Raw genomic sequence first — 22785 nt, forward strand, 5'->3', positions numbered from 1 at the left:
AGGGGTATCCTTTATGATGAAAGACAAGGTCGCCGCCATTACCGGAGCTTCCCGCGGGATCGGGCGCAGTATTGCCTTGGCTCTCGCCGGTGAAGGTGCGAAGATCGTTGCCTCGGCGCGCAATGCCGCTGAACTGGAAAAACTGGTGGCGGAAATCAGGGAAAAGGGTGGGGAAGCCATTGCCGTGGCTGGCGATGTCGCTGTCACGGCTGATGCCGACCGCCTGGTCGATGCGGCCGTCGCCGCTTACGGGCGCCTCGACATCCTCGTCAACAATGCCGGGATCACCCGCGATGGTCTGCTGCTGCGGATGAAGGACGAGGACTGGGATGCCGTGCTCAATGTCAACCTCAAGGGGGCGTTTCTCTGCACCCGGGCCGCCGCCAAGGTAATGAGCAAGCAGCGCTACGGGAGAATCATCAACATTTCTTCCGTTGTCGGGGAGATGGGGAATGCCGGGCAGGTCAACTATTGTGCCAGCAAGGCCGGTCTGCTCGGCCTGACCAAGTCGGTGGCTCGTGAACTGGCGCGGCGCAACGTGACCGTCAATGCCGTGACTCCCGGGTTCATCGTCACCGACATGACCGAAGCTCTTCCGGAAAAAACGCGGGAAGAACTGGCTGCCCAGATTCCGCTCGGACGTCTGGGAGATGCAGAAGATATCGCCCACGCTGTCCTGTTTCTCGCCTCGGACGGGGCCGGTTATGTGACCGGTCAGGTTCTCGGCGTAAACGGCGGCATGTACATGTAACATGAAACCTGCCCGATCGAAGATCGGCTCGCATCAAAACAAAGGAGGTGAAGCAAATGGCTTCGATTGCTGAAAGAGTGAAACAGATTGTGGCTGAGCAGCTTGGCGTTGACGAGGACCAGGTGACCAACGAGGCATCTTTCATGGAGGACCTCGGTGCCGACTCTCTCGACACGGTCGAACTGGTGATGGCGCTGGAGGAGGAGTTCGATATCGAAATCTCCGACGAGGATGCCGAGAAGATCCAGACCGTGCAGGATGCTGTTGATTACATCAACGAGCATTCCTGATCGTTCGACGGGGAGGAGGAGGTGACAGCCTCCTCCTCCCTTATTGTTTGGCTTTATGCTGTCTCCGTCGGTTGCTTTAGCGGCAGCGGCGTAGCTCTCTTCGCCCCGGAAGCCGGCTGCAGGTTTCCTGATCTAGACCAGAGTTTGCTCACGGAGGAAACATATCACCATGCGTAGAGTCGTCGTGACGGGTGTCGGCGTTGTTTCCGCCCTAGGTACCGGTGTGGACAAGAACTGGGCTGCCCTTATGGCAGGCCGTTCCGGCATTGACCGCATTACGCGTTTCGATGCTTCCGAATTTCCCACCCAGATTGCCGGGGAAGTCAAGGACTTCAACGCGGAAGATTTCATCGACAAGAAAGAGATCAAGAAGATGGATCTCTTCATTCAGTACGCCGTCGGGGCTGCTGATCTTGCCATGAAAGACTCGGGCTTTGAGATCACCGAGGAGAATGCGGAGCGGGTAGGGGTTCTGGTCGGTGCCGGCCTTGGCGGTCTGCCGGCCATCGAGCGATACCACGAGGCGATGCTGGAGGGTGGCTACAAGAAGATTTCACCCTTCTTCATCCCGATGCTGATCATCAACCTGGCGCCGGGCCAGATCTCCATCAAGTACGGCGCCAAGGGTCCCAATGTCTCTTCGGTTTCCGCCTGCGCAACCGGCACCCATTCCATCGGCGATGCTTACCACATGATCGCGCGCGGGGATGCCGATGCCATGATCGCCGGTGGCTGCGAGGCGACCATCACCCGCCTGGGCGTCGGTGGCTTCAATGTCATGAAGGCGCTCTCCACCCGCAACGACGACCCGCAGGGCGCCAGCCGCCCCTTTGACAAGGGACGTGACGGTTTCGTCATGTCTGAAGGCGCCGGTATCGTAATCCTCGAAGAATACGAAGCGGCCAAGAAACGCGGCGCCAGGATTTATGCCGAGGTGGCCGGTTACGGCCTCACCGGCGATGCCTACCATCTGACCGCTCCGGCTCCCGAAGGGGAGGGTGCTGCCCGCTGCATGAAGATGGCCCTCAAAAACGGCGGCATCGCGCCGGAAGAGGTCGACTACATCAATGCCCACGGCACCTCGACCCCCTTTAACGACTACTTCGAAACCCTGGCGATCAAGTCGGCCCTCGGCGACCATGCGCGCAAGGTGATGATCAGCTCGACCAAGAGCATGACTGGCCACGCCCTCGGCGCCGCCGGCGGTATCGAGGCGGTCTTTTCCCTGCTGGCCATGGACCGCGGTGCGGTGCCCCCCACCATCAACTACCAGGAGCCCGATCCCGACTGCGACCTCGACTACGTACCCAACGAAGCGCGCCAGGCGGTCGTCAAGGTCGCCATGAGCAATTCCCTCGGTTTTGGTGGCACCAACGCGACCTTGATCTTCAAGAAGGTCTGAGGGGGATAGCATGTATATCATTGCCAGCGATCACGGCGGCCTGGACCTTAAGGAGGCCGTCAAGGGATTTCTCAAGGGACGTGGAATCGCCGTCCGCGACCTGGGAACCCTGAACGCTGATTCGGTCGATTACCCCGACTTCGGCGAAAAAGCTGCCCGTGCCGTTGCCCGCGGCGAGGCCGAAAAGGGGATCCTGATCTGCGGCACGGGCATCGGCATGTCGATTGTCGCCAACAAGTTTCCCGGCGTCCGGGCGGCCCTGGTAACCGACGAGTTCACTGCCCGGATGTCCAAAGAGCACAACAATGCCAACATCCTCGTCATGGGGGGCCGGATCCTCACTCCCGAAGAATCCTGCTGCATGGTCGGTATCTGGCTCGATGCGGTTTTCGAGGGTGGACGGCACCAGCGCCGCCTTGATAAGATCGCCCAGATCGAAGAGGATATTCGGGCGGGTCGGATCTGAATTTTCCCGAGTCGGAAGGGCAGGCCTCGGGCCTGCCTTTTCATTTTTAAGCCGCAATTTCATATAACCGCTCTAGTTTTCGGAGGATTGACGAACATGTCTGATTTGCTTGCAACGTTCGACCCGGAAATCGCCCAGGCCATTCGTCGGGAGACTGAACGTCAGGAATACAGCCTGGAATTTATTGCTTCGGAGAATTTTGTCAGCGAGCGTGTTCTCGAGGCGCAGGGGTCGGTTCTGACCAACAAATATGCCGAGGGCTACCCCGGCAAGCGGTATTACGGCGGTTGCGAGTTCGTCGATGTGGCCGAGCAACTGGCCATCGACCGCGCCCGGGAGCTGTTCGGGGCGGAACACGCCAATGTGCAGCCGCATTCCGGCTCCCAGGCCAATATGGCAGTATATTTCTCCGTCTGCCAGCCCGGCGATACCGTCCTCGGCATGAACCTTGCCCACGGTGGCCACCTGACGCACGGCTCCCCGGTCAATTTTCCGGCAAGCTCTTCAATATCGTTCCTTACGGCGTCAAAAAGGAGACCGGGACGATCGATTATGAAGAGGTCGAACGCCTGGCCCATGAACATCGGCCCAAACTGATCGTGGTCGGTGCCAGCGCCTACCCCCGGACCATCGATTTCACCGCTTTCCGGACGATTGCCGACAAGGTCGGCGCCCTGGTGATGGTCGACATGGCTCACATCGCCGGACTGGTGGCGGCAGGCGTCCACCCGAGCCCGGTGCCGCACGCCGAGTTCGTCACCACCACGACCCACAAGACCCTGCGCGGGCCCCGCGGCGGGATGATCCTTTGCCGAGAGGAGTTCGCCAAGAAGCTCAACAGCAACATCTTTCCGGGCATCCAGGGCGGTCCGCTGATGCACGTGATCGCCGCCAAGGCGGTGTCCTTCAAGGAGGCCCTTGCACCGGAGTTCAAGGACTACGCATCGCAGGTGGTGAAGAACGCGAAAACGCTTGCCGAGGGACTGACGAAGCGCGGTTTCCGGCTGGTTTCCGGCGGGACCGACAACCATCTCATGCTGCTCGACTTCACCGGCACCGAGATCACCGGCAAGGTGGCCGAGGAGACTCTGGAAAAGGCCGGGATCACGGTGAACAAGAACGCCGTTCCCTTCGATACACGCTCCCCCTTTGTCACCAGCGGCATCCGCATCGGCACCCCCGCCACCACGACTCGCGGGCTCAAGGAGGCGCAGATGGAGACCATCGCCGGCTGGATCGCCCGTGCTCTGGAGAACATTGATAACGGGAAGGAATTGGCGGTTATCCGCACCGAGGTCGGCGAACTCTGCCGGCAGTTCCCCCTCTACGCCCATCGCCTGGTCTAGATGAACCGGCCGTCCTGGGAAGAGTACTTCATGGAAATCGCCCGACTGGTGGCCAGGCGCTCGACCTGCCTGCGCCGCCAGGTGGGGGCGGTGGTGGTCAAGGAGAAGAACATCCTGGCCACCGGCTACAACGGGACGCCTTCCGGGATCACTCACTGCTCCGAGGTCGGCTGTCTGCGGCAGAGACTGGGTGTCCCTTCCGGCGAACGGCATGAACTCTGCCGCGGGCTGCATGCCGAGCAGAATGCTATTATCCAGGCCGCCAAGCACGGGACAAACATCGCCGAGAGCACTCTTTATACGACGCACTCTCCCTGTGTCATCTGCTCCAAGATGATCATCAATGCCGGCATCAGGCGCATTGTCTACCTGGAAGGCTATCCTGACGCCCTGGCTGCGGAGATGCTGGATGAGTCAGGCATCGAAATGCTCGCCTACGATGCGGTCATGGGCAGAGTGACGGGAGAACCGACATGAAATGCCCGTTTTGCGGTTTCGCCGACACCAAGGTGATCGATTCCCGTCTCGGCAAGGAAGGGAACAACATCCGCCGGCGCCGGGAATGTTTCGACTGTGAACGCCGCTTTACCACCTACGAGCGGATCGAGGAAACCCTTCCCCTGGTGATCAAGAAGGATGGTCGCCGCGAACCCTTCGACCGGCAGAAGATCATCGCCGGGATGCAGCGCGCCTGCGAAAAACGGCCGGTCTCCATTGCCACCATCGAAAAAATGGTCGACCGCCTCGAGCTCTCCCTGCAGGAATCAGGGGAGAAGGAAATCGAATCGAGCCGTATCGGCGAGGCGGTGATGGAGGCGCTGCACGGGCTGGATGAAGTGGCCTACGTCCGCTTCGCCTCGGTCTATCGGCAGTTCAAGGATATCAATGAGTTCATGTCGGAACTCAAGGACCTTCTGGCCAGGGACCGGGCCGAATCCAAGGGTTGAAATCGCAGAGTCGTCGCCGCGGTCGGTGATGACCCATCATCGCAAGCCTGGAGCCTGACATATCACATGTCCCGGGATGAGCGTTTCATGAGGCGCGCCCTCGAACTGGCGCGCCTGGGTGAAGGGCGTACCCGCCCCAACCCGGCGGTTGGCGCGGTCATCGTTTGCGGCGACGAAGTGGTCGGTGAAGGGTATCATCCGCAAGCCGGTGAACCGCATGCCGAAATCTTCGCCCTGCGCCAGGCCGGAGAAAAGGCGCGCGGCGCCGAACTCTTCGTCACCCTCGAACCCTGCTCCCATCACGGCCGGACCGGACCATGCGCCGAAGCCGTTCTGGCTGCGGGCATTCGCCGGGTCTGCATCGGCACCGTCGATCCCAACCCCCGGGTTGCCGGCCGTGGCATCGCACGCCTGCAGGCGAGCGGCGTCGAGGTTTGCGCCGGCGTTCTGGAGGCCGAGTGCCGGCGGCTGATCGCCCCCTTCGCCAAACACATCACTACCGGTCTTCCTTTTGTCGTCCTCAAATCCGCAATGACACTCGACGGCCGCACGGCCACGGTTACTGGGGATTCCCGCTGGATCACCGGTACCGAGAGCCGTATCCGGGTGCACCAGTTGCGCGATCGTATGGATGCTGTCATGGTCGGCATCGGAACGCTGCTGCGGGATGACCCGTTGCTGACCACGCGGTTGCCGGAAGGCGGCCGGGATGCGGCCCGCATCGTCGTTGACTCAGGGCTGCGAATTCCGGAATCGGCGGCCATTCTCGGTGTCCAATCGTCGGCGCCGACGATCATTGCCACGACACACGCCGCTCCCGCGGAGAAGATCGCCCGTCTCGAGGCCCGCGGAGCGCAAGTTGTGGTCACCGCCGCCGGCGAGGGCGGGGTGGATTTGCGCGACCTCATGCGCCAACTCGGTGCATCCGGCATCCAGAGCATTCTCCTCGAGGGGGGGAACATTCTGAATGCGGCGGCCCTGCGGGCCGGCCTCATCGATCGGGTCATGATTTTCATCGCACCGCTGCTGCTCGGCAGCGGCGAGGCTCCGGGGATATTCGCCGGCCGCGGCGCGGAGCGCCTCGTCGACGCCCTGAAGCTCACCGGGATCCGGGTCCGGAGGTTTGGCGACGATACACTTATCGAAGGGGAGGTGCGCGAATGTTCACCGGCCTGATTGAAGATCTGGGAACGGTGCGGGAACTGCGCCGGGAAAGCAATCTGGTGCGCCTGACCGTCGGGACGGCCATCCCGGCGACGGAACTCCATCTGGGCGACAGCGTCGCCGTCAACGGTATCTGTCTGACGGTGGTCGCCATCGGCAATGGCAGTTTCACCGCCGATGTTTCCCCCGAAACCCTTGATCGTTCAACCCTGGGCGAGCTTGCCGCCGGCAGCCGGGTCAACCTGGAGCGCGCCCTGCGTCTCAGCGATCGTCTCGGTGGCCACCTGGTCAGCGGGCATATCGACGCGATCGCCACCATCAGCGAACGACTCCAGGACCGCAATGCCATCCGTTTTACCTTCCGCCTGCCCGCTGCGGTCAATCGCTTCGTTGCGGAAAAAGGCTCGGTTGCCATTGACGGCATCAGCCTGACGGTCAATGCCGTGACGGACGAGACCTTTGCCGTTGCCGTCATTCCGCATACGCTGGCGATGACGACGTTGCAGGAGAAGAAAAGCGGTGATCGCGTGAATGTCGAGACCGATCTCATCGCCCGCTACATCGCTCGTCTCCTCGGCGTAGCGGAGGCTCGGCCGACGGGTGCCCTCAGCCTCGATTTTCTTGCCAAGCACGGTTTTCTGTGACATAGTTGCAGGCCTTAAAAAGGACGAATCTGATGCCGATAGCCAAGATTGAAGCCGCCATTGAAGACATCCGCCAGGGGAAAATGGTGATCCTGGTCGATGATGAGGACCGGGAAAACGAAGGGGACCTGGCCATGGCCGCCGAACTGGTGACCCCGGAAGCCATCAACTTTATGGCCAAGGAAGGGCGGGGGCTGATCTGCCTCTCCATCACCGAGGCGCGGGCCGATTACCTCGAACTGCCGCTGATGGTGCGTGAGAATACCTCTTCCTTCGGCACCGCCTTTACCGTTTCCATCGAGGCGCGTCGGGGAGTCTCGACCGGCATCTCCGCCGCCGACCGGGCGCGGACGATCCAGGTGGCCATCGCCGACGAGACAACGGCGTTGGATCTGGCTCGTCCCGGCCATGTTTTCCCGCTGCGCGCCAAGAAGGGCGGGGTGCTGGTGCGCGCCGGCCAGACCGAAGGATCGGTTGATCTCGCCCGCCTGGCGGGACTGAAACCGGCCGGCGTCATCTGCGAGATCATGAACGACGACGGCACCATGGCGCGGATGCCGCAGCTCAGGGAGTTCGCCCGCAAGCACGATCTGAAGGTGGTCACCATCGCCGACCTGGTCGCCTACCGGATGCGCAAGGAGCTGCTGGTGCGGAGGTCTGCCGAGACGACCCTGCCGACCCCTTTCGGCGGCGACTTCCAGGCCATCGCCTATGAAAACGACGTCGATCGTGCCCAGCATCTGGCGCTGGTCAAGGGCGAGATTGACCCCGAGCAGCCGGTGCTGGTGCGGGTGCACTCCGAGTGTCTGACCGGCGACGTCTTCGGTTCCCAGCGCTGCGACTGCGGTGACCAGCTTCACGCCGCCATGACGCAGATTGCCAGCGAGGGAAGTGGGGTTATTCTATACATGCGCCAGGAGGGGCGCGGCATCGGCCTGATCAACAAACTCAAGGCCTATGCCCTGCAGGACAAGGGGCATGATACGGTAGAGGCCAATGAGGTCCTCGGCTTCAAGGCGGACCTGCGCGATTACGGCATCGGTGCCCAGATCCTGACCGAAATCGGCGTGCGCAAGATCCGCCTGATGACCAACAACCCCAAGAAGATCGTTGGCCTCGAAGGGTATGGCCTGGAAATCGTCGAGCGGGTGCCGATCCAGGTAGCGGCCACCGGCGCCAACATCAAGTATCTCAAGACCAAACGCGAGAAGATGGGGCATCTGCTGGAAAACCTTTGATGAGGAAGGGCCCGGGTGCTTTCCTGCCCTGTTTCCCGCAGCCATGAATGAAGAACAGCGCAAGGGGGTTTGAAATGACCAAGATCATTGAAGGCAAGCTCGATGCCAGGGGGTTCAGGTTCGGCATCGTCGTGAGCCGCTTCAACAGTTTTATTTCCGACCGTCTGGTCGACGGCGCCATGGATGCCCTGGTGCGGCATGGAGCCGAGGCCGAAAGCGTGCAGATCGTCCGTGTTCCCGGCGCCTACGAAATCCCCATGACGGCAAAGAAGATGGTCGCGACCGCCCGTTACGATGCCGTCATCTGTCTGGGTGCCGTGATACGCGGCGCTACGCCGCATTTCGATTACGTCAGTGCCGAGGTCTCCAAGGGAATTGCGGCCGTCAGCCTCGATTCGGGTGTTCCGGTCACTTTTGGCGTGCTGACCACCGACAACATCGAGCAGGCCATCGAGAGGGCCGGGAGCAAGGCCGGCAACAAGGGTTTTGATGCTGCCGTCAGCGCCATCGAGATGGTCAACCTGTTCAAGGCGCTCTGATTTCCATGACCAAGGGAATCCGTCGGCAGGGGCGCGAGTTCGCACTCAAGATCATTTACAGTCTGCAGGACCAGGAAGAGCCGGTCGAGGCGATCCTGGCCGATTTCTGGCAGAATTTCCGTTTCCAGAATGACATTCTCGGCGAACCGATCGAGGTGGCCGAAGGCCCTCTGCCGGTCGAGGTGCGCCGGTTTGCCGAAGAGCTGATTCTGGGGGTGGCCGAACACCTGGAAAAGATCGACCAGGTGATCGAAGAGCACTCCACCAACTGGGCACTCGACCGCATGGCCCGCGTCGATTTGTCGCTGTTGCGCATGGCCACCTACGAGTTGCTGTTCAGCCCGGAGACCCCGACCAGCGTCGTCATCAATGAGGCGATCGAAATCGGCAAGCGTTTCGGCACCAAGGATACGCCGGCCTTCGTCAATGGCATTCTCGACAAGATCTCCCGTGTTCACAGGCAAGCCCCCTGATGATGCAATTGCACCTCCTGGACAATCCGGTAGACCGTGTTGAAGGGGAGGTGGCGGTGGCACTGTTTTTTCTCGACGACCGCCCCCCGACTGGCTCTGCGGCCCTTCTCGACTGGCGGTTGAACGGAAAGTTGACCGAACAGTTGCTGCAGGGAAAAGTTTCCGGTTGTACCGGTGACCACCTGCTGGTGCGCAGCAACGGCAAAATTGCTGCCGGCTGGGCCCTCTTCGTCGGCGGCGGCAGACGCCGGGGGCTGGGGATGGAAGACTGCCGCGAGCTGCTGCGCCATCTTCTGGCGACCTGTCGCCTGGCCGGTTTTTCCCGTATTGCCCTGGGTCTGGAGCTGCTTGCCGGGATGAACGCCGTCGGGCTGCAGAAAATGGTTCGCGCTATCCTGGACGAGATGGCGCCGGGAAACCTCGATTGTCTGCTCAATATTGTCGATGATACCGTCCGCCTTGTTTAGGCGGTGCGCTTTTCGGCGGGACCTGCCAGGGTCCGGCCTGAACTTATGCAAGGGGATGCCATGAACGAAATCAAGGTAGGTCTGATTGGCTTCGGTACCATCGGTACCGGCGTGGTCAAGGTTTTCCAGCACAACGCCAGGGTGATCGAGGAGAGGCTCGGTGCCCGCCTGCAGCTCGCAAAGATCGCTGATCTGGACATCACGACCGACCGGGGCGTAAGTCTCGAAGGCGGCGTTCTCACTGCGGACGTCAATGAAATTCTCGATTCCCCCGAGATCAAGGTCGTCGTCGAGTTGATCGGCGGCTATGAGCCGGCCCGCACCTTCGTCCTGAAAGCGATCGAGAGCGGCAAGCATGTGGTGACGGCCAACAAGGCCCTGCTGGCCCTGCACGGCGAAGAGATACTGGCCGCCGCGGCCGTCAGGGGCGTTTCCGTTATGTTCGAGGCGGCGGTGGGGGGAGGCATCCCCATCATCTCCGCCATCAAGGAGAATCTCTGTGCGAACAACTTCCGCAGTGTCTTCGGCATCCTGAACGGCACCTGCAACTACATCCTCACCAGGATGACCAACGAGGGGCATGACTTTGCCGAAGTCCTCCGGGACGCCCAGGCGCATGGCTATGCCGAGGCCGACCCGACTTTCGACGTCGAGGGGATCGACACCGCTCACAAATTGGCCATTCTCATCTCCCTCTGCTTCGGTACCCGGGTGAAGTTCGACGACATCCATACCGAAGGCATCAGCGGCATTTCCGCTCTCGATATCCAGTTTGCCCGGCAGTTCGGCTACAAAATCAAGCTGCTGGCGATCAGCAAGGAGTCGGGCGGCCGCGTGGAGGCCCGTGTCCACCCCACCATGATCCCGATCAACTACCCGTTGGCCGACGTCGATGGCGTCTTCAATGCGGTGCGCCTGGTGGGGGATTTCGTCGGGCCGGTGATGCTCTACGGGCGGGGCGCCGGCATGGAGGCCACCGCCAGTGCCGTCATGGGTGATGTGATGGCAATCGCCCGCAATCTGCTCGCCGGCGCCGGCGCCCGTACCCCGGCCATGGCGTATCTCCCCGAATGCGTCCGGGATCTGCCGATCAAGGCGATGGACGACATCGTCAGCCAGTACTACCTGCGTTTTGCGACGGTCGACCAGCCGGGGGTTCTCGCCCAGATTGCCGGCAGCCTCGGCAAGTACGATATCAGCATCGCCTCGATGATTCAGCCGGAACGACAGGTCGGTGGTGCCGTGCCGATCGTCATCATGACGCACGAGGCCAGGGAAGCCGACATCCGACGGGCGCTGGAGGAGATCGACAATCTCGCCGTGGTGCGGGAAAAGAGCCGCTTCATTCGCATCGAAAGCGAGCTGGAGTAACCGCAAGTCAGGCCGATGGAAGAGGCGCCCGCATGCAGGCGCCTCTTTTTTTTAGCAGGAAGCCGATGGAACGAAATTTTACCGAAACCCTGCGCACCGTCTTCGGCTACAGCGCCTTTCGCCCCCACCAGGAGGAGATCGTTGCGACTCTGGTCCGGGGCGAGGATGTCTTTGTCCTGATGCCGACCGGCGGCGGCAAGTCGCTCTGTTACCAGATACCGGCGCTGCACCGGCCGGGCACCGCGATCGTCGTTTCGCCGCTTATCTCGCTGATGAAGGACCAGGTCGATGCGCTCCGCGCCAACGGCGTACGCGCGGCCTGCTACAACTCCTCGCTGGGAGCCGCCGAGTCGAGGGGGGTGCTGGCTGCCTTGCACCGGGGGGAGCTCGACCTGCTCTACATCGCTCCTGAGCGGCTGCTGGGCGAGGACTTTCTGGCCCGACTGGCGACTCTGTCCATTGCCCTCTTTGCGGTCGATGAGGCGCACTGCGTCTCCCAGTGGGGGCATGACTTCCGGCCGGAGTACGTTCAACTCGGCCGCCTGCGGCAGCTTTTTCCGCAGGTGCCGATGATTGCCCTCACGGCCACCGCCGACCCGCAGACGCGCGACGACATACGCGCCCGGCTCGGCCTGATGCGCGCCCGTTCGTTCATCGCCGGCTTCGACCGGCCGAACATCCGCTACACGGTTGTCGACAAGCAGAAGCCCTTTGCTCAGCTCAGTGCTTTTCTTGCCGACCATGTCGATGAAGCGGGAATCGTCTACGCCCTCTCGCGCAAGCGGGTCGAAGAGGTGGCGGCGCGCCTGGCCGCCGCCGGGGTCGCCGCCGCTCCCTATCACGCCGGCCTTCCCGATGCCGAACGCCGCCGGGTTCAGGAGGCCTTCCAGCGTGACGATCTCCAGGTGGTGGTGGCGACCGTAGCCTTCGGCATGGGGATCGACAAACCCAACGTGCGCTTCGTGGTGCACTACGACCTGCCAAAAAACATCGAAAGCTACTACCAGGAGACCGGCCGGGCCGGCCGTGACGGCCTGGCGGCCGAGGCGCTCCTGCTCTTCGGCTATGGTGACATCGCCATTGTCCGCGGCCTGATCATGCAGGGCGGAAACCCCGAGCAGAATCGCATCGAGTTGCACAAGCTGCAGGCGATCATCGGGTTCGCCGAGCCATTGACCTGCCGCCGGCGCGTACTGCTCGGCTACTTCGGGGAGAAACTCGAGGAGGACTGCGGCAACTGCGACATCTGCCTCAATCCGCCCCAGACCTACGACGCCACGGAAGCCGCGCAGAAAGCCCTGTCCTGCGTCTTCCGGGTCGGCCAGCGCTTCGGCATGGGGCATGTCATCGATGTACTGCGCGGAGTCGACAGCGAGCGCATCCGTCAACTGGGCCACGAACGGCTTTCCACTTACGGTATCGGCGCCGGGCAGAGCGCCGAGGCCTGGGGGAGTCTCATCCGGCAACTGGTGCATCGGGGCTACCTGGAGCAGGATGTGGCCAGCTATTCGGTGCTGCGCCTGACGCCCGCAGCCCGGCCGCTGCTGCGCGGCGAGGAACGTCTTACCCTGGCTCGGCCGCGGGTCAAGGCGAAGCCGCTGAAAAAGGCGGCGCGAAAGCGACCGGGGCAGCACGATTACGACGAGGAGTTGTTTCAGTCGCTGCGGATTTTGCGCAAGCGTCTCGCCGATGCGGCAGGCGTGCCTCCCTTTGTGGTCTTCGGCGATGCCACGCTGGCCGAGATGGCCGCCTGCCGCCCCACCTGCGAGGAAGCGCTGCTGCAGGTCAACGGGGTTGGCCGGCACAAGTGCGAGCGATACGGAGCGGAGTTCCTGGCTGAAATTCTGCGGCACCGCGGTGAGTAAGGGGGGGCAGGGACGGGCTGTCGCGACAAAAAAAACCAAGCCCCATAAATGTTCTTGACATCACTTGGGGTCTTTTGGTAAAAGTTGTCGGCGTTTCGGATGTAGGCACGTAGCTCAGTGGGAGAGCACTACCTTGACACGGTAGGGGTCGGCGGTTCAATCCCGCCCGTGCCTACCAATTAAAACCGACATCCGCTCGTACCGATCGAGGCATCTCCGGATGCCTCTTTTCATTCGCGGAGATGGCCATGACTCAGATTCGCGTAGAACTGCCAGACGGCTCACTCAAAGAACTCCCTGCGGGGAGTACGCCGCTCGACGTGGCCCGCAGCATCAGCGAGGGCCTGGCGCGGCAGTCCGTTGCCGCCCGTGTCGACGGACAGCTGGTCGACCTCAACCACCGGATCGAAACAGATGTCCGTCTCGAACTCGTGACCTCGGCCACCAGGGACGGGCTGGAGGTCCTGCGCCACTCCGCTGCCCACCTGATGGCGCATGCGGTCAAGAGCCTCTATGGCCAGGATGTGCAGGTGACCATCGGTCCGGCGATCGAAAACGGTTTCTACTACGATTTCTACAGCGAAAAGCACACTTTCACTCCGGAGGAGTTCGATGTCATCGAAGCGAAGATGACCGAACTCGCGACGGCCAATCTCCCCATCGTCCGTGAAGAGCTGAGCCGCGACAGCGCGATCCAGCTTTTTCGGGACATGGGCGAAACTTACAAGGTGCAGCTCATCGAATCGTTGCCCAACGAGACGGTGTCGCTTTACCGTCAGGGGGATTTTGTCGATCTCTGCCGCGGCCCGCATCTCCCCTCCACCGGCCAGCTCAAGGCCTTCAAGTTGACCAGCGTGGCCGGCGCTTACTGGCGTGGCGATGAAAAAAACGCCATGCTGCAGCGCATTTACGCGACGGCTTTTGCGGACCGCAAAGAGCTCAAGAGCTACCTGCTCAAGCTGGAAGAGGCGAAAAAGCGCGACCATCGCAAGCTGGGAAGAGAGCTCGACCTCTTCTCCTTCAACGAAGATGCCGGCGCCGGACTCGTCATCTGGCACCCGAAGGGGGCGCTGCTGCGAACCCTCCTGGAGGATTTCGAGCGCCGCGAGCATCTCAAGCGCGGCTACGATATCGTCATGGGGCCGCAGATTCTGCGCACCGACCTCTGGAAGATCTCGGGGCACTACGACAATTACCGTGACAACATGTACTTCACCGAGGTCGAGGAGCAGAGCTACGGCATCAAACCGATGAACTGCCTCGCCCACATGCTGATCTACAAGTCGAAGATGCGCTCCTACCGCGATCTGCCCCTGCGCTTTTTCGAGCTCGGCACGGTGCATCGCCACGAGAAATCCGGCGTGCTGCACGGTCTGCTGCGGGTTCGGGGCTTCACTCAGGACGATGCCCATATCCTGTGTGCGCCGGAACAGCTCGACGGCGAGATCAAGGGCGTACTCAAATTCGTTCAGGACGTGATGGCGATCTTCGGTTTCGAATATGAGATGGAGATCTCCACCCGCCCGGAGAAGTCGATCGGCAGCGACGAGGATTGGGAGCGGGCGACCAACGCTCTGATGAATGCCCTGCGTGATTCCGGCGTCCCCTTCGAGATCAATGAGGGAGACGGGGCCTTCTACGGGCCGAAGATCGATATCAAGCTCAAGGACGCCCTTGACAGGCGTTGGCAGTGTGCTACAATCCAGTGCGATTTTACGCTCCCCGAGCGTTTTGATCTCACCTATGTGGGAAGTGACGGCGAGAAACACCGTCCGGTCATGGTGCACCGGGTCATCCTCGGAGCCATCGAGCGCTTCATCGGTGTTCTGATCGAGCACTTTGCCGGCAACTTCCCTCTCTGGATTTCTCCGGTTCAGGCCGTTGTCCTCAATGTGACCGACAATCAGGCCGATTATGCCGAGCAGGTCTTCCAGACCCTGCGGGCTGAGGGGATTCGTGTCCAGAAGGATTTGCGGAACGAGAAGCTCGGCTTCAAGATCCGTGAGGCCCAACTGGAGAAGGTCCCCTACATGCTTGTTATCGGGGACCGGGAGATGGAGAGCGGAGCCGTTTCACCTCGCCATCGTTCCGGCAATACCCTTGACTCGATGAGTCCCGCCGACTTCGTCCGTTTTGTTCAGGACGAGTGCCGGCAATTTCATTAGGAGGTGGCACCATAGCTAAGCCAGAAACCAACATCAATCGCGCCATCCGGGCCCGGGAAGTTCGTGTCGTCGACGATGAGGGGACACAGCTCGGCGTCCTGAGCATCAGCGACGCCCTGGCCGCAGCCGAGCAACGCGGCCTCGACCTCGTTGAAGTTTCGCCCAATGCCGATCCCCCGGTCTGCCGGATCATGGATTACGGCAAATACAAGTATCAGCAGAGCAAGCGGGCGGCCGAGGCGAAAAAGAAGACGGCGAAGGTCGAGCTCAAGGAAGTCAAGATGCGTCCCAAGACCGAGGAGCACGATTTCCAGGTCAAGGTCCGGAACGCCAGGCGTTTTCTGGAAGAGGGGAACAAGGTCAAGGTGACCGTCATGTTCCGCGGGCGTGAAGTGACGCATCCCGAGTTTGGCCGCAGGCTACTGGTAAAGGTCACCGAAGAATTGAAGGATATTGCGCAGGCCGAATCGTTGCCGAGCATGGCCGGTCGGTTTATGACCATGGTTATTGCACCGCTGAAGAAATAAACCGTTTGATTCAAAACTAAGCCATAAGGAGATGGGGCATGCCCAAGATTAAAACCAATCGCGGCGCCGCCAAGCGTTTTCGCAAAACCGGCACCGGCAAAATCCGCCGCAACAAGGCTTTTACCAGCCACATTCTGACCAAGAAAACCACCAAGCGCAAACGCGATCTGCGTCAGTCGACTCTGGTCGCCGCAGTCGATGAAAAGAATATCAGCCGTCTGATCCCCTACCTTTAAGGGTCAGCGGCTCGGCCTAAGTCCGTGAACTGAGGGGAAATGTCTCCCCCTTCAGATCCGGCGGCGGGATGTCCCGCCCATTACCAGCAAGAAGGAGTAACCCATGCCGAGAGCAAAAAGAGGATTCAAAGCGAGACGCAGAAGAAACAAGGTCCTGAAGCTGGCCAAAGGTTTCCGTGGTGCCCGCAGCAAGCTGTTCCGCAGTGCCACCGAGGCGGTGGACCGGGCGCTGAACTACGCTTTTCGCGACCGCAAGGTCAAGAAACGGGATTTCCGGGCGCTCTGGATTGCCCGAATCAATGCCGCATCGCGTGACAACGGGCTTTCTTACAGCCGCCTGGTGTTCGGTCTGAAAAAGGCCGAGATCGGGCTGGACCGCAAAATCCTGGCCCAGCTGGCCGTTGCCGACCCTGCCGGCTTCAGTGCGGTGGTCGAAAAGGCCAAGGCCCAGCTGCAGTAAGACTGCGGACGAGGAAAAAGAGATGAGGGCCTGCCTCATCTCTTTTTTTTTGCGGAAATTTTTGAATCGATGGAAGCTGCGGCTTCTTTCAGTGTTTATACAGCTCGAGGCAGGAAAGCCATGAAGGATAGACTGGAAGAGATGTTGCTGGCGGCAGGCGCCGCCATGACCGAGGCCAATTCGGAGAACGCCCTGCAGGATGTGCGGGTGAGATTTCTTGGCAAGAAGGGGGAGTTGACCACCATCATGAAGGAGATGGGCCGGCTCTCCCCGGAGGATCGCCCGGTCCTCGGCGCCCTGGCCAACCGGGTCAAGGAAGAGCTGGAAGCGCTCTTTGCCTTGCGCCTGCAGAGCATCCGCGAAGCCGAGATCGCCCGCCGGCTGGCCAGTGAACGTATCGATGTCACGCTACCCGGCCGCAGTTTTTTTGTTGGTACCCGGCATCCGATCACGCTGGTGGCCGAAGAGATCAGCGAAATATTTACCTCCCTCGGGTTCGGCATCGAGGAAGGACCGGAAGTAGAAAAAGATTTCTACAATTTCGAGGCCCTCAACATGCCCAAGGATCACCCGGCGAGGGACATGCAGGATACGTTCTACATCAGCGACGATGTCGTGCTGCGGACGCATACCTCCCCGGTACAGATTCGCACCATGCTGCGCCAGGCGCCGCCGGTGCGGGTGATTGCTCCCGGTACGGTGTACCGCCGCGACTCCGACATCACCCATAGCCCGATGTTTCACCAGATTGAAGGGTTTCTTGTCGATCGCCATGTCACCTTCGGAGACCTCAAGGGGATTCTCACCACTTTTGTCACGCAGATGTTCGGCAAAAACGTCGGGGTTCGTTTCCGCCCCTCGTTTTTCCCTTTCACCGAACCTTCCGCCGAGGTCGATATCCAGTGCGTCATCTGTGGCGGCGCTGGTTGCCGGGTCTGCAAGAATTCGGGCTGGCTCGAAATCCTGGGCAGCGGAATGATCGATCCCGAAGTCTTCCGGGCCGTCAATTACGACCCGGAAGTCTATAGTGGTTTTGCCTTCGGCATGGGGCTGGAACGGATCGCCATGCTCAAGTACGGGGTCAATGACCTGCGCCTCTTCTTCGAAAACGACCTGCGCTTCTTGCGGCAGTTCTGATGAAATCGTAATAAGTCAAGATGCACCACGGAGGGCACCGAAAACACAGAGATAAGGCCTTTAGTTTTCAAGGTTTTCTCTGTGTCCTCTGTGGGAAATGCTCTGGCATTTTACGAGACCATGAATTCCGACTCCCAAAGGGTTTCCAACATGATCGTCACCTACAACTGGCTGAAAGAATTTGTTGATTTCAACTTTTCGCCGGAAGATCTTGCCCATCGGCTGACCATGACCGGCCTCGAAGTCGACGCCATGGAGAAGCTCGGTGAAGGCCTCGACTCTGTCATCGTCGCCCGCCTGGTTTCGGTCGACCGCCATCCCGATGCCGAGCGCCTCACCCTCTGCCGGGTCGACACCGGCAGCGAGACGGTCCAGGTCGTCTGCGGCGCCTCCAATCACCGGGCCGGCGATCTGGTCGCCCTGGCGCAGGTCGGTTCTGTTCTGCCAGGTGATTTCAAGATCAAAAAATCGAAGATCCGCGGCGTCGAATCGATGGGCATGCTCTGCTCGGAAAAGGAACTTGGCCTCGCCGAGGAGTCGGCGGGGATCATGATCCTGTCTGCGGGGCTTTCCCTTGGTCAGCCGGTTTTTGCGGCTCTCGGTCTCAAGGATGTCCGTTTCGAACTTGGTCTGACGCCTAACCGTCCCGACTGCCTCAGCGTCGTCGGCGTGGCCCGCGAAGTTTCCGCCATGGCCGGCAACCCTCTGCGTCTGCCCGCTGGGCAGGTTGCCGAAACGGGCCCGGCCATCGCCAGCCAGACCTCCATCACGGTCACCGAGCCCGGGCTTTGCCCGCGGTACGCTGCCCGGCTGATCCGTGGCGTCACTATCGGTCCGTCCCCCGACTGGCTGGTGAGCCGCCTGGAAGCGGTCGGCATGCGCTCCATCAACAATGTCGTCGATGTCACGAACTATGTGCTGATGGAGTTGGGGCATCCGCTTCACGCCTTCGACTTCGGTCTGCTGCGCGGCGGCTGCATTGTCGTCAAGCGAGCCGGGAAGGGGGAGACGTTCACGACTCTCGACGGGCAGTCGCGGCCCCTCGATGATCGCGATCTGGTGATCTGCGATGCCGAAGGTCCGGTGGCCCTGGCCGGCATCATGGGCGGAGAGAATTCGGAAATTCGGCCGGATACCGTCGACATCCTGCTGGAGAGCGCCTACTTCAACCCGACGAGCATTCGTCGCAGCAGCAAGCGTCTCGGTCTGCATACCGAATCGTCGCACCGTTTCGAGCGTGGGGCGGATGTGAACATGGTCCCCGTGGCCCTTGACCGGGCCGCTTCGCTTATCCTCGAAGTAGCCGGCGGCACGGCGGCGAAAGGTCGCATCGATGTCTACCCGCAGCCCCTTGTCGAGCGTCGACTCGCCATTTCCGCTCGCAAGACGGCGGAAATTCTCGGGCTTGAACTCGACATCCTGGAAATCCGGCGCCTGCTGCAGTCCATCGGTCTGGCGGCCGAGTTTGCCGAGCACCGGGAGGCGACACTTTACGTTTCCATCCCCGCGTTTCGGCCCGATCTCGAGCGGGAGATCGATCTCATCGAAGAAGTCGCCCGCCTTAACGGCTATGACAAAATCCCGGTCACCATGCCTGCCGGCCGCATCGTCTGCCATCGTCCGGGAAACCGGCAGCGGCATGCCCGGCAGTTGCGCGATGCCATGGTCGCTGCCGGTTTTTCCGAAGTGATCAACTATTCTTTCACCACTCCGTCCGCCTGGGACAAGATTGCCCTGCCGGGCGACGATTCGCGACGGGAGACGGTCAAGGTACTTAACCCTCTCACCGAAGAGCAGTCGGTGATGCGGACTACGCTGGTGCCCAGCCTGCTGGAAACCGTCTCGCGCAACCTGGCTTATCGCAGTCGTGACCTGCGGCTTTTCGAACTTCGGCCGGTTTTCCTGCCGCAGGCCGGCGAAGAGTTGCCGCAGGAGCGCCTCCGGCTGACCGCCGTCATCTGCGGCCGCCGTGCACCTGAAGGGTGGGCGCAGGGGAACGAAGCCGTCGATTTCTTCGATCTTAAAGGCGTCCTGGAGGCGTTGCTTGAGCGCTTCCGGATTGACCGCATCAGTTGGGATTCCTCGCTGAGCGAGCCCTTTCTCCATCCCGGCAAGTCGTGCACCCTGACCTCCGGAAAGGCCGTACTGGGCACCATCGGTGAGGTCCATCCCGAGGTTCTCGGGAACTTCGATATCGAATGCCCGGTCTATCTGCTCGATCTCGACCTCCAGGCGTTTTTTGCCGAGGGCGGTCTGCGCCGCAGCTTCTGCTCGCCTTCGCGTTTCCCTGACGTTTACCGGGACACCGCCCTGCTGCTCGATGAAGAGGTGAGTGCCCGGCAGGTGTTCGACCTGCTGGGGCGTGTGAAGGCGAAAGAGGTGGAGGATGTCGTTCTCTTCGATCTTTATCGCGGCAAGGGGATTCCTGCCGGCAAGAAGAGCCTGGCGATCCGGATTCGTTATCGTTCGGCGGAGAAAACCCTGACCGATGAGGAGATCGGCGTCCTCCATGGCCGGATCATCGAAACGCTCTGCAAAAGCCTCGGCGCAGAAATCCGTTAAAAAAGCGTTGATTACCGTAACTTCCTGTGTTATAAAAACCCGTAAATTCAAGGACCTTTACAATTCAGTGAGGTGGAGGACATATGACGAAGGCGGACTTGATCGAGAATGTGTACCTGAAGACCGGTTTTTCCAAAAAGGAATCCGCCGAAATTGTCGAAACGGTCTTCGAGTTGATCAAGACAACGCTGGAGCAGGGTGAGAAGATAAAAATCGCCGGCTTCGGCAATTTTGTGGTCAAGGAAAAGTCTACCCGCCGTGGCCGCAACCCCCAGACGGGAGATGAAATCGAGATTACTTCTCGCCGGATACTGACCTTCAAACCGAGTCAGGTTCTGAAGTCCTCCATCAACGGAGGGGAGGAGTAGCCGGACCTCTCCAGACTGTTCCCGGCGCAGCCTATGGACGTCGAGATTCCCGACAAGCTCTATTTCAAGATCGGCGAAGTAGCCGAATTGACGGGCGTCAAGCCTCACGTCCTGCGTTATTGGGAATCGGAATTCGCACCTTTTCGTCCCGCCAAAAGTCGGAGCCAGCAGCGTCTTTACCGCCGCAAGGACGTTGAACTGGTGCTGCGCCTCAAGGATCTCCTGTACAACCAGGGTTTCACCATTGCCGGGGCGAAGAAAAAGTTGCGCGAACCCCCGGCTGCCGTCCTGCAAGACCAGTTGACTCTCCCTCTGATGCCCAGCCCTGAGCGCCTGCTTCTCGATGAGGTGCGCCGCGATCTGCGGCGGCTCAGAAAGTCGTTGAACGTCACTTCCGAATCGGAATAATCCCCATTCCAGATTCTTGCCCCTTGAGGCTCCCTTGCTGATTCTGGTCACCAACGACGACGGCATCTATTCTCCCGGCCTGGTGGCCCTCGCCGAACGATTGACCAGCATCGCCCGCGTGGTGGTGGTGGCTCCGGATCGAGAAAGAAGCGCCGCCGGCCATTCGCTGACCCTTCACTCCCCCCTGCGGGCCGAAGAAGTCAGGCCCGGTTTCTTTGCTGTCGACGGTACCCCGACCGACTGCGTCAACCTAGGCGTCCACGGTCTCCTCGCCGAGCGTCCATCCCTGGTCGTTTCGGGCATCAACAAGGGGGGGAACATGGGGGACGACATTACCTATTCCGGGACCGTCTCCGCCGCCATGGAGGCAACCCTCATGGGCGTTCCCGCCTTCGCCGTCTCCCTGGTCGGGAGTTCCTTCTCCACTGCCGATTTCGCCGTTGCCGCCGAATTCTCCCGCTGTCTGGCCCGCCGGATATTTGAACGCAGCTTGCCTCCCGATACCTTCCTGAATGTCAACGTGCCGCCTGGCAATCCCGCCGGCGTGGTGTTGACCCGACAGGGAAAGCGCAACTACAGCGACGTGATCGTGGCGAAGACCGATCCGCGGGGGCGTCTTTATTACTGGATCGGCGGCGGGGAACTGGGTTTCGAAAACGTGCCGGGGACCGATTTTCACGCAGTCCATGGCGGCGCCATTTCGGTTACCCCGTTGCATCTGGATCTGACCAATTACCGTTCCTTCGAAACGCTGGCCTCCTGGCGGCTGGACGACCTGGGTATCGGTTCATCTGCTGAACATGAAGAGGGGAACGGAAGATGAATTTCGCCACGGCCCGGCGGCGCATGGTGGAGCGGCACATTCAGGGGCGGGGCATCACCGATCCGCTGGTGATCGAGGCGATGTGCCAGGTTCCCCGGCATCTCTTCGTCGAGGAGGCGCTGCAGGGGCAAGCCTACAGTGATTACCCCTTGCCCATTGGCGAGAAACAGACGATTTCGCAGCCCTTTACCGTGGCGCTCATGACCCAGTCCCTACAGTTGCGGGGAGGGGAAAAGGTGCTGGAGATCGGTACCGGCTCCGGTTATCAGGCCGCTGTCCTGGCCCGGATCGCCTCCCGGGTCTATACGGTCGAGCGGTTCCCGGCTCTGGCCCGGCGAGCCCGGCGGGTGCTCGATGCCATCGGGGCCGGCACCGTCAATATCCGGCTCAGCGACGGAACCAGCGGCTGGGAAGACGAGGCGCCCTTCGACGCCATCATCATCACGGCCGGTGCGCCTTCGATTCCGTCCCAATACCGCGAGCAACTGGCCGTCGGCGGGAGGCTGGTCATCCCGGTGGGAACTCTGGGCACCCAGGTGCTCAAAAGGGTCGTTCGTGTCGGGGAGAAGGAGTATGCCGAGGAGGATCTTCTCGACTGCCGCTTCGTGCCCCTGGTCGGCAGGTTCGGCTGGGAGGAGGAGAAGGCCGGATGATGCGGGCGATGCGTCGTCTTTACGACTGGGTACTGCATTGGGCCGAAACGCCTTACGGAGTTCCGGCCCTTTTTCTGCTGGCCTTCGCCGAGTCCTCCTTTTTTCCGATCCCCCCCGATGTTTTGCTGCTGGCCCTGTGCATCGCCATCCCCACCAGGTCTTTCCGTTTTGCGTTGATCTGCTCAATCGGCTCGGTGCTGGGCGGAGTGGCCGGTTACGGTATCGGCCGCGGTTTGTGGGAAGCGGTCTCCGGTTATTTCTACCTCTATGTCCCCGGCTTCAGTGAAACGGCCTTTTCCCGGGTCCAGCACCTCTTCGCCGCCTACGACTTCTGGACGGTCTTCACCGCCGGGTTTACCCCTATTCCCTATAAGGTGATTACCATCGGCGCCGGCGTTTTCCACATCAATTTCCCCGTTTTCGTCCTGGCTTCCGTGATCAGCCGCAGCCTGCGTTTCTTCCTGGTCGCCGCGCTGATCTACC

General features: G+C 61.0%; 25 protein-coding genes, 1 tRNA gene and 1 pseudogene. All 27 read left to right on the forward strand.

The annotated features are described in order from the left end of the window. Positions 1-13: 13 nt before the first annotated feature. Positions 14-751, forward strand: coding sequence for a 3-oxoacyl-[acyl-carrier-protein] reductase (fabG, locus tag VD811_03315; GenBank protein ID HXV20008.1), 738 nt, complete (start codon positions 14-16; stop codon positions 749-751). Between the two features lie 56 nt (positions 752-807). Further along, positions 808-1041, forward strand: a complete 234-nt coding sequence (gene acpP / locus VD811_03320) for an acyl carrier protein (protein HXV20009.1) — start codon at positions 808-810, stop codon at positions 1039-1041. 169 nt (positions 1042-1210) lie between these two features. Then, positions 1211-2443, forward strand: a complete 1233-nt coding sequence (gene fabF, locus VD811_03325; protein HXV20010.1) for a beta-ketoacyl-ACP synthase II — start codon at positions 1211-1213, stop codon at positions 2441-2443. Positions 2444-2453: 10 nt separating this feature from the next. Continuing rightward, positions 2454-2909, forward strand: a complete 456-nt coding sequence (gene rpiB, locus VD811_03330) for a ribose 5-phosphate isomerase B (GenBank protein HXV20011.1) — start codon at positions 2454-2456, stop codon at positions 2907-2909. A gap of 96 nt (positions 2910-3005) precedes the next feature. Further along, positions 3006-4255: pseudogene (glyA, locus tag VD811_03335) on the forward strand (serine hydroxymethyltransferase). Then, on the forward strand, positions 4256-4732 hold the full coding sequence (locus tag VD811_03340; GenBank protein ID HXV20012.1) for a dCMP deaminase family protein: 477 nt from the start codon (positions 4256-4258) through the stop codon (positions 4730-4732). Beyond that, positions 4729-5202, forward strand: coding sequence for a transcriptional regulator NrdR (gene nrdR, locus VD811_03345; GenBank protein HXV20013.1), 474 nt, complete (start codon positions 4729-4731; stop codon positions 5200-5202). Before VD811_03340 ends, nrdR begins: the two co-directional genes overlap by 4 nt. A 66-nt stretch (positions 5203-5268) precedes the next feature. Then, complete coding sequence (ribD, locus tag VD811_03350; GenBank protein HXV20014.1) at positions 5269-6378, forward strand: bifunctional diaminohydroxyphosphoribosylaminopyrimidine deaminase/5-amino-6-(5-phosphoribosylamino)uracil reductase RibD; 1110 nt, start codon at positions 5269-5271, stop codon at positions 6376-6378. Next, complete coding sequence (locus tag VD811_03355) at positions 6363-7010, forward strand: riboflavin synthase (protein ID HXV20015.1); 648 nt, start codon at positions 6363-6365, stop codon at positions 7008-7010. Before ribD ends, VD811_03355 begins: the two co-directional genes overlap by 16 nt. Before the next feature lie 32 nt (positions 7011-7042). Further along, a complete protein-coding gene (locus VD811_03360) occupies positions 7043-8248 on the forward strand; it encodes a bifunctional 3,4-dihydroxy-2-butanone-4-phosphate synthase/GTP cyclohydrolase II (GenBank protein ID HXV20016.1) in 1206 nt (401 codons plus the stop codon). Between the two features lie 74 nt (positions 8249-8322). Then, entirely contained in the window at positions 8323-8787 is a 465-nt protein-coding gene (ribE, locus tag VD811_03365; protein ID HXV20017.1) for a 6,7-dimethyl-8-ribityllumazine synthase, read from the forward strand. A gap of 5 nt (positions 8788-8792) precedes the next feature. Beyond that, positions 8793-9260 carry a transcription antitermination factor NusB gene (gene nusB / locus VD811_03370; GenBank protein HXV20018.1) on the forward strand — a complete coding sequence of 156 codons (468 nt, stop codon included), beginning with the start codon at positions 8793-8795 and terminating at the stop codon, positions 9258-9260. Then, complete coding sequence (locus VD811_03375; GenBank protein ID HXV20019.1) at positions 9260-9727, forward strand: M17 family peptidase N-terminal domain-containing protein; 468 nt, start codon at positions 9260-9262, stop codon at positions 9725-9727. The genes nusB and VD811_03375 overlap by 1 nt, the downstream gene beginning before the upstream one ends. Positions 9728-9787: 60 nt before the next feature. Further along, on the forward strand, positions 9788-11098 hold the full coding sequence (locus VD811_03380; GenBank protein HXV20020.1) for a homoserine dehydrogenase: 1311 nt from the start codon (positions 9788-9790) through the stop codon (positions 11096-11098). 65 nt (positions 11099-11163) lie between these two features. Next, a complete protein-coding gene (gene recQ, locus VD811_03385; protein HXV20021.1) occupies positions 11164-12963 on the forward strand; it encodes a DNA helicase RecQ in 1800 nt (599 codons plus the stop codon). A 103-nt stretch (positions 12964-13066) separates the two neighbouring features. Continuing rightward, a tRNA-Val gene (locus tag VD811_03390) sits at positions 13067-13141 on the forward strand. 70 nt (positions 13142-13211) lie between these two features. After that, positions 13212-15128 (forward strand): threonine--tRNA ligase, encoded by a 1917-nt coding sequence (gene thrS / locus VD811_03395; protein ID HXV20022.1) that lies wholly within the window; start codon positions 13212-13214, stop codon positions 15126-15128. Next, a complete protein-coding gene (gene infC, locus VD811_03400) occupies positions 15110-15655 on the forward strand; it encodes a translation initiation factor IF-3 (GenBank protein HXV20023.1) in 546 nt (181 codons plus the stop codon). Before thrS ends, infC begins: the two co-directional genes overlap by 19 nt. A 38-nt stretch (positions 15656-15693) precedes the next feature. Next, positions 15694-15891, forward strand: a complete 198-nt coding sequence (gene rpmI / locus VD811_03405; protein ID HXV20024.1) for a 50S ribosomal protein L35 — start codon at positions 15694-15696, stop codon at positions 15889-15891. A 103-nt stretch (positions 15892-15994) separates the two neighbouring features. Continuing rightward, positions 15995-16351, forward strand: a complete 357-nt coding sequence (gene rplT / locus VD811_03410) for a 50S ribosomal protein L20 (protein HXV20025.1) — start codon at positions 15995-15997, stop codon at positions 16349-16351. A gap of 120 nt (positions 16352-16471) precedes the next feature. Then, the gene (pheS, locus tag VD811_03415) at positions 16472-17488 is read left to right on the forward strand and encodes a phenylalanine--tRNA ligase subunit alpha (protein HXV20026.1); all 1017 of its coding nucleotides are present in this window, start codon (positions 16472-16474) and stop codon (positions 17486-17488) included. Between the two features lie 120 nt (positions 17489-17608). Beyond that, entirely contained in the window at positions 17609-20050 is a 2442-nt protein-coding gene (pheT, locus tag VD811_03420) for a phenylalanine--tRNA ligase subunit beta (GenBank protein ID HXV20027.1), read from the forward strand. A gap of 83 nt (positions 20051-20133) precedes the next feature. After that, positions 20134-20418 (forward strand): integration host factor subunit alpha, encoded by a 285-nt coding sequence (locus tag VD811_03425; protein ID HXV20028.1) that lies wholly within the window; start codon positions 20134-20136, stop codon positions 20416-20418. 33 nt (positions 20419-20451) lie between these two features. After that, entirely contained in the window at positions 20452-20826 is a 375-nt protein-coding gene (locus VD811_03430) for a MerR family transcriptional regulator (protein HXV20029.1), read from the forward strand. Between the two features lie 34 nt (positions 20827-20860). Continuing rightward, positions 20861-21649, forward strand: coding sequence for a 5'/3'-nucleotidase SurE (surE, locus tag VD811_03435; protein HXV20030.1), 789 nt, complete (start codon positions 20861-20863; stop codon positions 21647-21649). Continuing rightward, positions 21646-22302 (forward strand): protein-L-isoaspartate(D-aspartate) O-methyltransferase, encoded by a 657-nt coding sequence (locus VD811_03440; GenBank protein ID HXV20031.1) that lies wholly within the window; start codon positions 21646-21648, stop codon positions 22300-22302. The genes surE and VD811_03440 overlap by 4 nt, the downstream gene beginning before the upstream one ends. Continuing rightward, positions 22299-22785, forward strand: a 487-nt coding sequence (locus VD811_03445; protein HXV20032.1) for a YqaA family protein, incomplete at its 3' end; no start/stop codon positions are given. The genes VD811_03440 and VD811_03445, both read left to right, overlap by 4 nt.

Source organism: Desulfuromonadales bacterium (assembly GCA_035620395.1).
Lineage (GTDB): Bacteria > Desulfobacterota > Desulfuromonadia > Desulfuromonadales > DASPGW01 > DASPGW01.

Excerpts from the sequence above, each read along its gene's own strand:
- pheS (HXV20026.1), top strand. The coding sequence starts at position 16,472 with ATGAAGGATAGACTGGAAGAGATGTTGCTGGCGGCAGGCGCCGCCATG.
- ribD (HXV20014.1), top strand. The coding sequence starts at position 5,269 with ATGTCCCGGGATGAGCGTTTCATGAGGCGCGCCCTCGAACTGGCGCGC.
- VD811_03425 (HXV20028.1), top strand. The coding sequence starts at position 20,134 with ATGACGAAGGCGGACTTGATCGAGAATGTGTACCTGAAGACCGGTTTT.
- VD811_03360 (HXV20016.1), top strand. The coding sequence starts at position 7,043 with ATGCCGATAGCCAAGATTGAAGCCGCCATTGAAGACATCCGCCAGGGG.
- nusB (HXV20018.1), top strand. The coding sequence starts at position 8,793 with ATGACCAAGGGAATCCGTCGGCAGGGGCGCGAGTTCGCACTCAAGATC.
- VD811_03380 (HXV20020.1), top strand. The coding sequence starts at position 9,788 with ATGAACGAAATCAAGGTAGGTCTGATTGGCTTCGGTACCATCGGTACC.
- recQ (HXV20021.1), top strand. The coding sequence starts at position 11,164 with ATGGAACGAAATTTTACCGAAACCCTGCGCACCGTCTTCGGCTACAGC.
- VD811_03355 (HXV20015.1), top strand. The coding sequence starts at position 6,363 with ATGTTCACCGGCCTGATTGAAGATCTGGGAACGGTGCGGGAACTGCGC.
- VD811_03375 (HXV20019.1), top strand. The coding sequence starts at position 9,260 with ATGATGCAATTGCACCTCCTGGACAATCCGGTAGACCGTGTTGAAGGG.
- VD811_03430 (HXV20029.1), top strand. The coding sequence starts at position 20,452 with ATGGACGTCGAGATTCCCGACAAGCTCTATTTCAAGATCGGCGAAGTA.
- rpmI (HXV20024.1), top strand. The coding sequence starts at position 15,694 with ATGCCCAAGATTAAAACCAATCGCGGCGCCGCCAAGCGTTTTCGCAAA.
- rplT (HXV20025.1), top strand. The coding sequence starts at position 15,995 with ATGCCGAGAGCAAAAAGAGGATTCAAAGCGAGACGCAGAAGAAACAAG.
- nrdR (HXV20013.1), top strand. The coding sequence starts at position 4,729 with ATGAAATGCCCGTTTTGCGGTTTCGCCGACACCAAGGTGATCGATTCC.
- fabG (HXV20008.1), top strand. The coding sequence starts at position 14 with ATGATGAAAGACAAGGTCGCCGCCATTACCGGAGCTTCCCGCGGGATC.
- pheT (HXV20027.1), top strand. The coding sequence starts at position 17,609 with ATGAATTCCGACTCCCAAAGGGTTTCCAACATGATCGTCACCTACAAC.
- ribE (HXV20017.1), top strand. The coding sequence starts at position 8,323 with ATGACCAAGATCATTGAAGGCAAGCTCGATGCCAGGGGGTTCAGGTTC.
- fabF (HXV20010.1), top strand. The coding sequence starts at position 1,211 with ATGCGTAGAGTCGTCGTGACGGGTGTCGGCGTTGTTTCCGCCCTAGGT.
- VD811_03340 (HXV20012.1), top strand. The coding sequence starts at position 4,256 with ATGAACCGGCCGTCCTGGGAAGAGTACTTCATGGAAATCGCCCGACTG.
- VD811_03440 (HXV20031.1), top strand. The coding sequence starts at position 21,646 with ATGAATTTCGCCACGGCCCGGCGGCGCATGGTGGAGCGGCACATTCAG.
- acpP (HXV20009.1), top strand. The coding sequence starts at position 808 with ATGGCTTCGATTGCTGAAAGAGTGAAACAGATTGTGGCTGAGCAGCTT.
- thrS (HXV20022.1), top strand. The coding sequence starts at position 13,212 with ATGACTCAGATTCGCGTAGAACTGCCAGACGGCTCACTCAAAGAACTC.
- rpiB (HXV20011.1), top strand. The coding sequence starts at position 2,454 with ATGTATATCATTGCCAGCGATCACGGCGGCCTGGACCTTAAGGAGGCC.